This is a genomic window from Pantoea sp. RSPAM1 (genome assembly GCF_038816185.1).
GTDB classification, from domain to species: domain Bacteria; phylum Pseudomonadota; class Gammaproteobacteria; order Enterobacterales; family Enterobacteriaceae; genus Pantoea; species Pantoea ananatis.
In genome coordinates this window covers 1,988,086-2,002,058 of record NZ_CP046137.1, presented here as the reverse complement: position 1 = coordinate 2,002,058, position 13,973 = coordinate 1,988,086, and the positions used below count along the sequence as shown (strand labels likewise).

Annotated in this window: 14 protein-coding genes and 2 pseudogenes; 8 read left to right on the top strand and 8 right to left on the bottom strand. The window is 52.9% G+C overall.

The annotated features are described in order from the left end of the window. Positions 1–27: 27 nt before the first annotated feature. Positions 28–1,590: a cyclic diguanylate phosphodiesterase gene (locus GKC68_RS09850; RefSeq protein ID WP_028723459.1), complete on the top strand. Its 1,563-nt coding sequence runs from the start codon at positions 28–30 to the stop codon at positions 1,588–1,590. Between the two features lie 82 nt (positions 1,591–1,672). Here the strand turns inward: GKC68_RS09850 and GKC68_RS09845 are convergent, their stop codons facing one another. Beyond that, on the bottom strand, positions 1,673–3,241 hold the full coding sequence (locus tag GKC68_RS09845) for a TerC family protein (RefSeq protein WP_028723458.1): 1,569 nt from the start codon (positions 3,239–3,241) through the stop codon (positions 1,673–1,675). Positions 3,242–3,262: 21 nt separating this feature from the next. On the opposite strand from GKC68_RS09845, the gene GKC68_RS09840 reads away from it, so the two are divergent. The 5 genes from GKC68_RS09840 to GKC68_RS09820 all read left to right on the top strand — a co-directional run bounded on the left by GKC68_RS09840 (position 3,263) and on the right by GKC68_RS09820 (position 6,971). Then, on the top strand, positions 3,263–3,391 hold the full coding sequence (locus GKC68_RS09840) for a hypothetical protein (protein ID WP_258378975.1): 129 nt from the start codon (positions 3,263–3,265) through the stop codon (positions 3,389–3,391). Between the two features lie 351 nt (positions 3,392–3,742). Beyond that, on the top strand, positions 3,743–4,717 hold the full coding sequence (gene manX / locus GKC68_RS09835) for a PTS mannose transporter subunit IIAB (protein WP_342656787.1): 975 nt from the start codon (positions 3,743–3,745) through the stop codon (positions 4,715–4,717). Between the two features lie 44 nt (positions 4,718–4,761). Continuing rightward, positions 4,762–5,562, top strand: a complete 801-nt coding sequence (locus GKC68_RS09830; RefSeq protein ID WP_028723456.1) for a PTS mannose/fructose/sorbose transporter subunit IIC — start codon at positions 4,762–4,764, stop codon at positions 5,560–5,562. A gap of 15 nt (positions 5,563–5,577) precedes the next feature. Next, positions 5,578–6,423, top strand: a complete 846-nt coding sequence (locus GKC68_RS09825; RefSeq protein ID WP_013026024.1) for a PTS mannose transporter subunit IID — start codon at positions 5,578–5,580, stop codon at positions 6,421–6,423. 89 nt (positions 6,424–6,512) lie between these two features. Beyond that, the gene (locus tag GKC68_RS09820) at positions 6,513–6,971 is read left to right on the top strand and encodes a DUF986 family protein (RefSeq protein ID WP_028723455.1); all 459 of its coding nucleotides are present in this window, start codon (positions 6,513–6,515) and stop codon (positions 6,969–6,971) included. On the opposite strand, the gene rlmA is transcribed toward GKC68_RS09820, so the two are convergent. The 5 genes and pseudogenes from rlmA to GKC68_RS09795 form a co-directional block, all read right to left on the bottom strand. Then, positions 6,968–7,777 (bottom strand): 23S rRNA (guanine(745)-N(1))-methyltransferase, encoded by an 810-nt coding sequence (rlmA, locus tag GKC68_RS09815; RefSeq protein WP_028723454.1) that lies wholly within the window; start codon positions 7,775–7,777, stop codon positions 6,968–6,970. The two genes, GKC68_RS09820 and rlmA, sit on opposite strands and share 4 nt — an antisense overlap. A gap of 137 nt (positions 7,778–7,914) precedes the next feature. Continuing rightward, positions 7,915–8,124: a transcription antiterminator/RNA stability regulator CspE gene (cspE, locus tag GKC68_RS09810; RefSeq protein WP_001062678.1), complete on the bottom strand. Its 210-nt coding sequence runs from the start codon at positions 8,122–8,124 to the stop codon at positions 7,915–7,917. Positions 8,125–8,145: 21 nt separating this feature from the next. Then, positions 8,146–8,280, bottom strand: a pseudogene (locus tag GKC68_RS09805) (DUF2627 domain-containing protein). Positions 8,281–8,800: 520 nt separating this feature from the next. After that, positions 8,801–9,804, bottom strand: a pseudogene (locus tag GKC68_RS09800) (MBL fold metallo-hydrolase). A gap of 18 nt (positions 9,805–9,822) precedes the next feature. Continuing rightward, the gene (locus GKC68_RS09795) at positions 9,823–10,146 is read right to left on the bottom strand and encodes a YebO family protein (protein WP_028723452.1); all 324 of its coding nucleotides are present in this window, start codon (positions 10,144–10,146) and stop codon (positions 9,823–9,825) included. A gap of 170 nt (positions 10,147–10,316) precedes the next feature. Between GKC68_RS09795 and GKC68_RS09790 the strand changes: the two genes are divergently transcribed. Next, complete coding sequence (locus tag GKC68_RS09790) at positions 10,317–10,553, top strand: YobH family protein (RefSeq protein ID WP_013026030.1); 237 nt, start codon at positions 10,317–10,319, stop codon at positions 10,551–10,553. Between the two features lie 31 nt (positions 10,554–10,584). On the opposite strand, the gene kdgR is transcribed toward GKC68_RS09790, so the two are convergent. Then, on the bottom strand, positions 10,585–11,379 hold the full coding sequence (kdgR, locus tag GKC68_RS09785) for a DNA-binding transcriptional regulator KdgR (protein ID WP_028723451.1): 795 nt from the start codon (positions 11,377–11,379) through the stop codon (positions 10,585–10,587). Between the two features lie 185 nt (positions 11,380–11,564). On the opposite strand from kdgR, the gene GKC68_RS09780 reads away from it, so the two are divergent. Beyond that, positions 11,565–12,926 (top strand): MFS transporter, encoded by a 1,362-nt coding sequence (locus tag GKC68_RS09780; RefSeq protein ID WP_028723450.1) that lies wholly within the window; start codon positions 11,565–11,567, stop codon positions 12,924–12,926. A gap of 48 nt (positions 12,927–12,974) precedes the next feature. On the opposite strand, the gene htpX is transcribed toward GKC68_RS09780, so the two are convergent. Next, positions 12,975–13,856 carry a protease HtpX gene (htpX, locus tag GKC68_RS09775; protein WP_028723449.1) on the bottom strand — a complete coding sequence of 294 codons (882 nt, stop codon included), beginning with the start codon at positions 13,854–13,856 and terminating at the stop codon, positions 12,975–12,977. Positions 13,857–13,973: the final 117 nt, after the last annotated feature.

Here is a 13,973-nt window from a genome sequence, read left to right as displayed (position 1 = left end):
TTTCTGGTTTTGGGAAGGTGATTCTTGATATTCATGGCCCAGCAATATGTTGGACAATACAGACGTAAGCGATTGCTTATTGCGCTGGTGATTGCTTCAATTGTTCTTACATTAACGCTGGCTTTTCGCTATTTTGAAGAAAAATCACGTATTCAACAGCGAGCAATCAGCTTTGCCGACACGGCGATCACGCGTTTCGATCGCATGTTTTCACCTCTCGACGTCTCAGCAAACAACATGCTGGGCCTGGTGGGTATGTCCTGCCAGGATGCCCGTTTTCCATTAATTGAAAAGATTTCATCACTACAAACGGTGCGCGCTGTTCTGTTGGTTGATGGGGACACGCTCTACTGTTCCAGTATTTTTGGCACCCGGGACATCTCATTTAGTCAGACCTACCCCGAACTGGCCCTTAACGGTCGGCGCATGGTGTTGTCCACCGATGACTATCTGCTTAAAGGTTCGCCCGTTTTATTACTGTGGACGCCAACGACGCTGGATAACCGTTCTGGCATTCTTCAGGCCATTAATATTGAATTAATGAGCAGGTACCTGCTGGAGCCGCAGGCGCCCTGGGTTGAACGGGCCATTTTCAACGTCAACGGTAAAAGCCTGGAATACGGTAATCCGTTGATTGAGTCCACGCAGCCTTCCGAGGATGAAGTCACCTATACCGAGGCCTCACTGCGTTATCCTTATACCGTGACGCTCTATGGTCCGTCACCTTCCCGCCTGGCGCTCAAATCTTTGCCCTCGCAGTTGCCGCTGGCGCTGATGCTGAGTTTATTGATTGGCTACGTGGTCTGGCTGGCGACCGCCAATCGCATGAGTCTGAGCTGGCAGATTAGTTACGGCATTACGGCCAGGGAGTTTATGGTGTACTGCCAGCCGTTGATCAATGCCCGCACGTCTGAGTGTGAAGGCATTGAGCTACTGTTGCGTTGGCACAATCCTCGACAGGGCTGGATTCCGCCTGACGTCTTTATCCCTCTTGTTGAGCGTCAAAATCTGATTAAGCCTTTGACCCGCTTTGTACTGAATCGCGTTGTCGAAGCCTTACCCGACCTTCCGCATAGCCCTCATTTTCATATTGCCATTAACGTGGCTGCCAGCCACTTCCGCGATCGCGCCATTCTGGAAGACCTGCAAACGCTTTGGTGGCCCGCCGAGCCCGTTCCCACGCTGGTTGTTGAATTAACCGAACGTGATGCGCTGCCCGTCGTCGATCAGGCCGTAATTTCTCAACTGCACAACATTGGTGTACGTCTGGCGATTGATGATTTCGGCACCGGGCACAGCTCTTTGTCCTACCTCAAAGATTTACAGCCAGACGTGTTAAAGCTGGATAAAATTTTTACCGCGTCAATTGGCACAGATGCCATCAACGCCACCGTGACGGATATGGTGATTTCTCTGGCACAGCGCCTGAACATTAGTCTGGTTGCGGAAGGCGTTGAAACCGAGGAGCAGGCCCATTACCTGCGGGATCGGGGCGTGGAACATTTACAGGGCTATTACTTTGCCCGCCCCATGCCGCTGGAGGATTTTCCGGAATGGTTACGTCAGCATCAGCTCTCTCTCGGGCTGTAATGCGTTAAAAGTGTGCCGTCACGTTTGTTCCGCGCAAAAAAAACGCATCACTCCGTGATGCGTTTTATCTTCAGGCGTGGCCTTAACCTTCTTCTTCGTCGTCGTCACGCTGATCTTTGGTTACACGCACCAGATCAATGCGGTACTCCGTCGCGTCGATAATCTGAAAGTGCAGCGGTTCGATATCGATCACGTCGCCGGGCTTGGGTAACTGCCCTTTTTGCGCAATCAACAAACCAGCCAGTGAAGCATGATCTTCCTCCGGCTTCACCAGCTCATGGAAGTCCAGAAGCTGCTGCAGAGAATGCAGGTCAGTGCCGCCTTTCACTAACCAGCCGTCGCCATCCATGATGATATCCGGCGTTTCATCTTCATCCGGGAATTCACCGGCAATCGCTTCCAACACGTCCAGCGGCGTAATTAAGCCCTGCACCACACCAAACTCGTTAGTCACGATCACGAAGCTACCTTTGGCACGACGCAGCACGCCAAGCAGGTTAATCGGGTCAAGCGTTTCCGGCACAATAATCGTCGGCGTGCTGGCGGCAAAGGTCGCGACGTCAACGCCGTGATCCAGTGCCACCAGCAGCTCTTTAGCCCTGACCACGCCGATGATCTCATCCAGTTCACCCCGACACACCGGGAACAGGCTGTGCGGCGTATCCAGAAGTTGAATACGAATTTCATCCACAGGACGGTTGGCATCCACCCACGAGATATCGCCGCGCGGTGTCATAATGCTGCGGATGGAACGTGACGCCAGCGTCAGTACGCCGTTAATCATGTAGCGCTCTTCATCTTTAAACGCTTCCTGCGGCATCGCGACGGCAATCGCCTGCTCTTCGGTGCTCGCAGGCGCGCTCTGCACCCGGTTACGTCCACCCATCAAGCGCAGAATGGCCTCGGCGGTGCGCTCACGCATGGGGCGATGGGACTGATGACGAAGGAAGTTGCGACGGGCAATCTGATTGAACAACTCGATAAGAATCGAGAAACCAATCGCCGCATACAGATAGCCTTTCGGAATATGAAAACCAAAGCCCTCAGCGACCAGTGACAGGCCGATCATCAACAGGAAACTCAGACACAGCACCACAACAGTAGGATGCGCGTTAACGAATTTGGTTAGCGGCTTGGAAGCCAGTAGCATCACCACCATCGCAATCACGACCGCAGTCATCATGACCGGCAGGTTATTCACCATCCCTACCGCGGTTATCACGGCATCCAGTGAGAAGACCGCATCCAGGATGACAATCTGGGTAACCACCGCCCAAAAGCTGGCGTAGCTACGGTTACCGCTGTTTTCCAGCTGACGGTTTTCCAGCCGCTCATGCAGTTCCATGGTGGCCTTAAACAACAGGAATATCCCGCCTGCCAGCAAAATCAGATCGCGTCCGGCAAAGCTGAAATCCCCCACGCTGAACAGAGGGCGCGTCAGGGTTACCATCCAGGAGATAAGCGACAACAGCCCCAGGCGCATCACCAGTGCCAGAGAAAGACCAATTAACCGCGCTTTATCACGCTGCTTAGGCGGCAACTTATCCGCAAGAATGGCAATAAAGACCAGGTTATCAATGCCGAGTACGATTTCCAGCACGATGAGCGTGAGCAATCCCGCCCAAATTGAGGGGTCGAACAGAAATTCCATTAGTGACTCCAGAAAAAGGATGTGATTACGCTAAGGCATGCCAGCGTCGAAAGACGTGACAGAGAGAAGCCCGGAAAAGCAGAGAAAACGCGGTTTGGCGTGAACTGGCGCGCTGAAGAGCGCAAAGACAAGGTTAAGCAACGTCGGTGACGATCCATAAGGGTGGGCTGCTGCCCGCTACTCCTGAATAATAAACAGATCGCTAATGTATCAGTTCGTACAACGAGGTCAAAAAATTTTCCTGTTTTTACATTTTCATCAGGCGGCATGGACGTGTCATAAAAAACCAACTTCCCTCTTTCATGCTGAAATAACCAACCAATATCACAAAATTTATTTTTTCGGACACTAAAATAAATCCGGCATCACGTAGTGAGTTAGTTATCCCTGCAATGTTGAAGTCAGGTTAAATCACATTAACAAGATTTGGATATTGTTAACGCGATAATTCTTAACGGTTCCTCAGGTTATGAGGAACTAACAAGCGAACGGAGGTAGCACGTGACCATTGCTCTTGTAATTGGTACACACGGCTGGGCAGCGGAGCAACTGCTAAAAACGGCAGAGATGCTTTTAGGCGAACAGGACAATGTGGGATGGGTCGATTTTGTCCCAGGAGAAAACGCGGACACGCTGATTGAGAAATATCAGGCAAGACTAACAGAACTGGACACCTCACAGGGCGTGCTTTTTCTGGTTGATACCTGGGGCGGCAGCCCTTTCAATGCAGCCAGCCGGCTGGTCGTTGATAAAACACATTATGAGGTGGTCGCCGGGGTAAACATTCCTATGTTGGTGGAAACCCTGATGGCGCGGGACGATAACCCGTCTTTTGACGAACTGGTGGCCGTTGCGGTAGAAACCGGTCGCGAAGGCGTCAGAGCGTTAAAAGCACAACCTGAAGAAAAACCCGCAACGGTTGCCGCCTCGCCTTCCACCCCGCCCAGCGCCCCGCCTGCCAGTCGTCCTCTCACCCCCGACGACCATATGATTATTTGCCTGGCGCGCATCGACGACCGCCTGATTCATGGGCAGGTCGCTACACGCTGGACCAAGGAAACCAATGTCAGCCGCATTATCGTTGTCAGCGATGAAGTGGCCAACGACAACGTGCGCAAAACGCTGTTAACCCAGGTGGCCCCGCCGGGCGTCACCGCGCATGTGGTAGGCGTCGATAAGATGGTGCGCGTCTGGAATAACCCCAAATATGCCCGGGACCGGGTCATGCTGCTGTTTACCAACCCGACGGATGTCCTGCGGATTGTTGAGCAAGGGGTTGATATCAAGAGCGTTAACATTGGCGGCATGGCTTTTCGCCAGGGTAAAACCCAGGTCAACAATGCCGTCTCGGTCGATGAAAAAGATATCGCCGCATTTCGCCAGCTCAACGCGCGCAACATCGAACTGGAGGTGCGTAAAGTTTCGGGCGATCCAAAACTAAAAATGATGGATTTGGTGGCAAAGGTGAGCGCATAACGCGCCAGCTGTCTTTTTCTATCCTGTAGAGGACAAGCAGTATGATGGAAATAACCACACTTCAAATTGTATTAATCTTTATCATCGCCTGTATTGCCGGGATGGGTTCTATCCTGGATGAGTTCCAGTTTCATCGTCCGTTAGTCGCCTGTACGCTGATTGGTATGGTGCTGGGTGATATGAAAACGGGCATCATCATCGGCGGTACGCTGGAGATGATTGCGCTGGGCTGGATGAACATTGGTGCTGCGGTAGCCCCGGACGCTGCGCTGGCCTCGATTATCTCCACCATTCTGGTTATTGCCGGTGGACAGAGCGTCGGTGCCGGTATCGCCCTGGCTATCCCGCTGGCGGCAGCCGGTCAGGTGCTGACTATCATCGTGCGTACGCTGACCGTAGCCTTTCAGCATGCGGCTGACAAAGCGGCAGAGAAAGGCAACCTCACGGCAATCTCATGGATCCACGTTTCTGCCTTACTGCTTCAGGCCATGCGCATCGCGATTCCGGCGCTGATTGTGGCTATCTCGGTAGGAACGGATGCGGTTCACTCCCTGCTCAGCTCTATTCCGGAGGTGGTCACCAACGGCCTGAACATCGCGGGTGGTATGATCGTGGTGGTGGGTTATGCCATGGTCATCAACATGATGCGCGCGGGCTACCTGATGCCGTTCTTCTATCTGGGTTTCGTTACTGCCGCGTTTACCAGCTTTAACCTGGTTGCGCTGGGCGTGATTGGCGTGGTGATGGCGGTGCTCTATATCCAGCTTAGCCCGAAATATAACCGCACCGCCGGCGCGCCTGCGGCATCGCCGTCAGCTAACGACCTCGACAACGAACTCGATTAAGGAACAGGTGACAACATGGTTGATATAACAAAAGTCGAAAAGAAACTGACGCCGGGTGACGTACGGGCTGTGTTTTTACGCTCAAACCTGTTTCAGGGCTCCTGGAACTTTGAACGTATGCAGGCGCTGGGGTTCTGTTTCTCAATGGTGCCGGTCATTCGCCGTCTTTATCCTGAAAATAATGACGATCGTAAGCAGGCGATCAAACGTCATCTGGAGTTTTTTAACACACATCCTTACGTCGCCGCGCCTGTGCTGGGCGTGACGATGGCAATGGAAGAGCAGCGCGCCAACGGTGCCGCGATTGATGACGGAGCCATCAACGGCATTAAAGTGGGCCTGATGGGCCCGCTGGCTGGCGTAGGTGATCCGATTTTCTGGGGAACCGTTCGTCCGGTGTTTGCGGCATTAGGCGCGGGGATTGCAATGAGCGGCAGTCTGCTCGGTCCGCTGCTGTTCTTTATCCTGTTTAACCTGGCGCGTCTGTTAACCCGTTATTACGGCGTCGCTTATGGTTACCGTAAGGGAATTGATATCGTCAGCGATATGGGCGGCGGCTTCCTGCAAAAACTGACCGAGGGGGCATCCATACTCGGCCTGTTTGTCATGGGGGCGTTGGTCAATAAGTGGACGCACGTCAACATTCCGTTGGTGGTTTCACGCATCACCGATCAAACCGGTAAAACCACGGTGACAACCGTGCAGTCGATTCTGGATCAGCTGATGCCGGGGATTGTACCGCTCCTGCTGACCTTCGCCTGTATGTGGCTGCTGCGTCGTAAGGTCAATGCCCTGTGGATCATTGTGGGCTTTTTTGCTATCGGTATTTTTGGCTACTGGATTGGTTTGCTCGGGCTGTAACCGGCATCACATCGGGAGCTGCGGCTCCCGATGTTTTCAGATTGTGGTCGCGTAATTCACGCCCGGCTTTACTCAGTAAAGGAAGAAGAATGTCATTGACCGACATCGTCATCGCCCTCTGTATCGCTGCCCTTCTGTTATTGGCTATTTACGTTGAAGCCGTGCTGCCACGTCGTCATGGCCCTGCGCTTTTACGTGTTCCGCTCCAACGCCAACACAAAGCAGACAGCCTGATTTTTATTGGCTTACTGTTCATTCTGTTGTGGAACAATCTGACCCATCAAGGGCCGAAACTCACGACTACGCTTTTGATGGTGCTGTGCTTTTTATCGTTCTGGCTTTTCTGGGTGCGCCGCCCCAAATTGCTGATGAAAAGTCAGGGGCTGTTTTATGCCGGCAGATGGACAGCGTATCCACAGATACAGAGCATCAATCTTTCCGAGGACGGTATTTTAGTGATGCAGCTTGAGCAGCGGCGATTGCTTATCGCCGTGCAACAGCTTGACGATCTGGAACGCATTTACCAGACCCTGGTAGAGGCACGCTAATCGCGTTGCCACAGGGTGATCATAAAGTCTGCATCGCAGGAAAACTGCGTACTTTCCGCTAAGCACTGCCATACATCAGGTCGCGCGCGCCAGGCAAAGGGCGTCATCTGCAACAAGGTGGTAGCAGCCTGCCCGCTCAACGCCATGGGATACGTTAAACGGTGTTGGGCCCGTTGACGAAAACCCTGGTAGCTTTTCTCTTCCGAGGCGTGGAGTTGAACGTCGCAGTATATCAGCGCCTTAAGCTGCTGAAGATGATGAGGGCCGGGCGTGACCGTGAGTAAAAAGCCGCCCGATTTAATGACCCGGCTGAGTTCAGTCTCGTTACAGGGCGCATAAATGCGGACCACCGCATCCAGCGAAGCATCACCAAACGGCAGGCGGTGGCTTGATGCCACGCAAAACAGAACCTGGGCGTAACGCTTTGCCGCCAGCCTGACGGCCAACTTCGCCACATCCAGACCATAAACCTGGCCCTCAGGCGCGAGCTCGCTGGCCAGTGCGCCCGTGTAGTACCCTTCGCCACAGCCGATATCCAGAATCTGCGCAGCCGGTTGGTTCAGATGCTCGTTAAGGACGGCAACCACGTTGTCCCGCAAAGGCTGATAGTGACCGGCCTGCAGAAACGCACGACGCGCCTGCATCATCTCTGCACTGTCGCCCGGTTCACGTGAACCTTTATGTTGAACGGGCAGCAAATTGACGTAGCCCTCTTTAGCCTGATCGAACTGATGGCGATTTTCACAGCGCCAGCTGCGGTCAGTCAGGGTCAGGGGGAAGTGACAAAGTGGGCAGTTCAAAGACATCAGGCGCTCCGGCAAAGATTAACGCGCGGAAGTGTACTTGACGGGAAACAATAGCGAAAGCGTAAAAAAAGCCTCGGCCAGTTGGCCAAGGCTTTAATATCTGAGACTGTGGTGCCTGGCACCCGTCTGAGGCGAAATCAGATAGCAGTAACGTTAACAGCTGCTGGGCCTTTCTGGCCGTCCTGAATTTCGAACTCAACGTTCTGGCCTTCGGCCAGCGTTTTGAAGCCGTTGCCCTGAATAGCAGAGAAGTGTACGAATACATCTTTGCTACCGTCAGCTGGAGTGATAAAACCGAAGCCTTTAGACTCGTTGAACCACTTAACCTGACCTTTAATCTTTGCCATTTTACTAATTCCTTAAAGTGTTTATTTTGCCCGGAGGCTAACCTACAGATAAAACAGAGACATTACTGAATGAGGCACTGATTAAAGTTCGGCAAGGAAGCGGTATTCAACGTCAACGTCTTTACTCGTAACTTCTTTACTGAAGATGCCATACATAAACAGAACTGTACCTCGTTTAACCCACGAATTGTTATCACATATCCGCTAAATAATGGCAAGCCATTTTTATAATCACGGCTGGCGCTTTTCACATATTTGCAAGACAGCTCCCAGAGAATGTACTTTCTGGTACATAAGCCTGTGTGCTGAACGCCATTAATAGTCACAACAACCCTATAATATAATGCTTTTCTGCCCGGACAGGGTGATATCTGACGCCGTCTCGGCCGTCCAGCCAGAGGGTTAACATTAAAAAAATAACATTGCACTAATATGGCAAAGTTGCACCAAATAAAGGAGCCAATAAGTGAAGCGCGGGTGAACTATTGCAGCAGGCTTGTACAATAAATCTTATTTCGTACAAATATAAATTTTATTTCCAGTAAAATCATAAGTTGAGCGTTAACGCAATCACTTACAGCTTGCATGCAGGCGTTTTTCGAATGACGGGCACCGGGAGTGAATATTGATTCAGCCAGAATACCGTCACGTCATAAGGCGAGATTATCACCCCGGACTACGTCTGGCCGATATCGCTCAGGCTGCGGCTCTCCCCTATTTGCCAGGGCGTAAAATGCCGGCTTGCTTCCCCACGTTGTTGTAAGACCCGCAGCAACTCTGCCGGGGGGCATCCAGCGATTCATCAGCCAGTTCAAAGACGCCCCAATGAACAGGGATTGTGAGAGGCTGCCCTATTGCATGCCAGAGCGACACCGCCTGTTGAGGATCCATATGTTGCCCCGCCATAAACCAGCGGGGTTCATAAGCACCGACCGGCAGCGCGGCAAGATTAAACGGCCCGAGACGCGCGGCAATTGCATGAAGGTTTTCAGTGTAGCCACTGTCCCCGGAGAACCAAAATCGCAGCGACGCGGTGTGAATGACCCAGCCGCACCACAATGACCGGTTGCGGTCTGTTAACGTGCGCATACTCCAGTGGCGGGCCGGAACCGCATGAAACTGAATGCCCTCGAAGGCTTTCTGCTGCCACCAGTCAAGCTGATGTATCTGCTTCACGCCACGGCGTTGACACCAGTCTGCCAGACCCAGCGGAACCACAAAAACCGCTTCTGGAAAGTGGCGTACGATCTGCTTAATGGTCGGCTTGTCCAGATGATCGTAATGGCTGTGGGAGATCAGCACGTAATCCAGATGTGGCAACTGGTCGATCGTCAGCGGCGAAGGGGTTTTGCGTTCCGGCCCCAGAAACGGTAATGGCGATGCCCGCCGGGAAAGTGCGGGGTCAATCAGAATATAGCGTTGATTCAACCGCAGCAGCAGCGCAGCATGGCCCAGCCACCAGATGCGATCGTCGTCACCGCTCAGGTCGGCAGGTTGCCACCACTGCGCCCTGAAACCATCATAGCCCTGCTGAGGCGGATGCGGTAATCCCTGCGCTTTACGTTCCTTACGCCAGCGCTTCAGGTCACCCTGTTGGCGCATATCAGGTTCAGGGTTACGAAACCCCGCCGGCGTATGATGAGCTTTACTGCTGTCATACCAGGGATTTTTCCAGGCCATCCGGCCTCCATGCAGGATTTAACGTTCCGGGATCAGGCGAATAAAATCGTTGCTTTCCGCCTGCGCTTCCGCTTTTTGCTCGGCGGCACCCGATTGCTTGTCGATCAGCCGCTTGAGCTGCGCGTTTTGTTTCTTTTGCTCTTCTAACAGTGACGCCAGCAACGCAATCTGTTCATTTGCCCGAACGCTGGCGCGGTTAACATAGAACCATAGCATCAATGCCACAATCAGCACGATTCCCATCACGCAAAAGATGACCACAGGACCCGCATTAGCGGCTAACTCATTCATAACTGCCTCAAGATACCAGGTGAAATCCCAATAAAGGGGACGACCCGCCATTCTACTCTGTGGCGCGGTAAAAGATAATGGTGACGTAAATGATGTGTATCAATCTGCTTCTTTCAGTTATCTCTGATCGCATCCCTTTTCAAAGCGAGGCATGCTGCCTCTGTACATCAGGTTAAGCAGCAGTCACCGGAACGCTGCGTTGGGTATCATAAGGAGATACAATGAAACTGTTCATTCGGGCAATTGTTGTTGTGGGAATTATCTGGCTGGCCATGCTGTTTACTGGCTATGGCGTGCTGGCCGGAAGTAACAAGAATGCCGCAGGTCTGGGCCTGAAGTGTAACTACCTCACCGCTCGTGGCATGATCACGGCACAATATCTGCATACGGACAGCGGCGTCGTGGGCGTCACCGACTGCCCGCTGTTGAAAAAGAGTGGCGATGTGATTGATAACTGATCGCACTGAAGAGCGGGCCACGGCCCGCTCTTCAGTTTACGGGGTAATCGTGATAACCAAGCTCAGCGGAAAGACGGCGTCCCGCCTCATGCAGCATTGCCACGTAAGTGTGCTTGTTCGATGCCGGGAAGCGCAGCGTAGGAAAAGAGAGACTCAGCCCCGCTACGGCCACGCCGAAACGATCGAAAATAGGCACGGCGATGCAGCAAACGCCCTCTTCCTGCTCTTCATTATCCTCACCGTAACCCTGCTTCCTGACCTGACTCAGGGCGTCAATAAGCGCGCCGGCGTCAGGAAGCGTATTCGCGGTATTAATGGTAAAGGTTATCCGCTGCAAAATGTCGTTAATGTCTTCCCGACTGCGCCATGCCAGTAACACTTTACCCAGCGCGGTTGAGTGCAGCGGATTGCGGCGGCCAATACGTGACGACATGCGCAGGTTATACAGCGAATCGATCTTATGGACATAGACAATACTGTCCTCGTCCAGCGCGCCCAGATGGATTGTTTCTTTGGTTAACCGTGAAAGTTCACGCATCTGCACATCGGCACTGCGGATCAGGTCAATGTTCTGCAGCGCTTTTGATCCCACCTCAAACAGTTTTAACGTCAGTGAGTATTTTTCGCTTTCCCCTTCCTGGGCGACATAGCCCAGTGATTTCATGGTTTGCAGAAAACGGTAAACGGTGCTTTTAGACATCATCAGCCGCTGAGCCAGTTCGGTAATACCGTGATCGCGCTCTTCGCTTAAGGCCTGCAAAATGCCAAACACCTTTTGTACCGAAGAGACAGAATCAGGTTGTTTATCCTTTGAATCTGGAACCATTGCTCACCTTGAATACGTGTTTCAAAAAAAATGGAACGGGGTTGCAGTATAGATTGCAGCGCCTCATCCCGGCAAACTTTCAAGGTCTGTAACATCTGTAAAATATATTTTTCACTCCGGCGCGGTGCATTTTGTCGGCCAATTGATTAGCATGATGATATTCACACTCTTTAATATTAGCCTCTATGTCACTCTCTTCTTCTGACGGCGGACTTCCTGTGCCAAAACGGTACTGGGCTATTCTGACGATCGCCATTGGCCTCATCATGGCGGTGTTAGACGGCTCAATTGCCAATGTGGCTCTCCCAACCATTTCACGTGAGCTGCAGGCCAGCCCGGCCCAGTCGGTCTGGATCATCAACGCCTATCAGATCGCGATTGTGGCTTCACTGCTGTCGCTGTCCTTTTTAGGCGATATCGTTGGATACCGCCGCGTTTATCAGTTCGGCCTGGTGGTGTTTGCCGCGACATCGGTGTTCTGCGCGCTGTCATCCACGCTGACGATGCTGACCGTGGCGCGTATCCTGCAGGGGCTTGGCGGTGCTGCGGTCATGAGCGTTAATACAGCGCTGATACGCATTATCTATCCTCCTCGCTATCTGGGTCGGGGCATTGCCATCAATGCACTGCTGGTAGCAATCTCAACCGCTGCCGGTCCTACCGTCGCGGCAGCCATCCTTTCTGTTGCCAGCTGGCGTTGGTTATTTCTGATTAACCTGCCGCTGGGTGCAGTGACCCTCTGGTTGGCGTTGCGTTATCTGCCCGATAACCCACAACGGGCGAAAACCCAGAAGTTCGATGTCACCAGTGCGGTGATGAATGCGCTTTTTTTCGGGCTGTTGATTTCGGCTCTGGGCGGCTTTGCGCAGGGACAGCCCCACTGGCTGATCGCCAGCGAAATTGTGGTGATCATCCTGGTCGGTTATTTCTTTATCCGCCGTCAGTTAAGGATGGAGGTGCCGCTGCTGCCGGTTGACTTGCTGCGTATTCCCATTTTCGCGCTGTCGATCTGCACTTCTGTCTGCTCTTTCTGCGCACAAATGCTGGCGATGGTCTCTCTGCCTTTTTATCTGCAAAGCGTACTGGGTCGCGATGAAGTCGCAACAGGTCTGCTGCTGACGCCCTGGCCTCTTGCCACCATGCTGCTTTCACCGATTGCGGGCCGTTTGATTGAGCGGGTCCATGCCGGTCTGCTCGGCGGCATTGGTCTGGCACTGTTTGCCAGCGGGCTGTTCCTGCTGGCCCGGCTGCCTGCCCAACCTGACGATATGGATATAATCTGGCGCATGATGCTGTGCGGAGCCGGTTTTGGCCTGTTTCAGTCACCAAACAACCATACCATCGTCACTGCTGCGCCGCGCAACCGCAGCGGCGGTGCCAGCGGTATGTTAGGCACGGCGCGATTACTGGGCCAGAGCAGCGGCGCGGCGCTGGTCGCATTGATGTTCAATCTGATGGGAAATGGCGGAACCCATGCCTCGCTGTTGTTAGCAGGAGGATTCTCTACCGTCGCCGCCCTTCTCAGCCTGTCCCGAATGAAAGCCTGAGTTCAGCGACAAAAAAAGGCGACGTTGTCGTCGCCTTTTTCGTCAGGGTTACTTCAGGTATTCACCGCTGCGCAGCGCTTCGATACGTTTATCTAACGGTGGATGCGACATAAAAAGTTCGCTAAATGATTTACCTTTTCCGTTAATACAAAACGCCATCATGCTGCTGGGTTCCTGCGGCTCATAGCTGGTTTTCAGACGCTGCAAAGCCGCAATCATTTTTTCGCGCCCCACCAGTTTGGCCGAGCCGGCATCGGCATGGAATTCACGATGACGTGAAAACCACATCGTAATGATGCTGGCCAGAATACCGAATACCAGTTCAAGCACCATCGATACAGCAAAGTAGACCAGCGGATTTCCGTTGCTGCTCTCCTCGCCATCACGGTTGCCGGACATAAAGCCCGCCGCAATCTGTGCCAGGATACGTGACACAAAGATAACAAAGGTGTTCACCACGCCCTGAATCAGCGTCATGGTGATCATGTCGCCATTGGCGATGTGCGCGACCTCGTGCGCCAGCACCGCCTCCGCTTCATCACGACTCATGTTTTGCAGCAGGCCAGTAGACACCGCCACCAGCGAGGCATTACGTCGCGCACCGGTTGCAAACGCGTTAATATCCGGCGCGTGATAGATAGCGACCTGGGGCATAGCAATACCGACCTGCTGTGCCTGTCGGCCAATCGTGTCAACTAACCAGCGCTCGGTTTCATTGCGCGGTTGCTCAATCACTTCACCGCCAACTGAACGTAGCGCCATCCACTTCGACATCAGCAGTGAGACAAACGCACCGCCGAAGCCAAACAAGCCTGCCATTATCATCAGGCCCTGAACACTGCTTGACTGGATTCCTGTCAGGCTGAGAATCAGCCCGAATACCAACATCACAGCCAGGTTGGTCAGCAGGAAAAGAGCAATACGCATCATAACGGTTAATCTTCCTCAGTAGTTCATGCGCTCATGCGCGGATACATATCCTATGAGCATTGTGCGTGTTTTCAAGCAACCTTAACGTTTAAGTGTCTAAAAAGACATAACTTTACA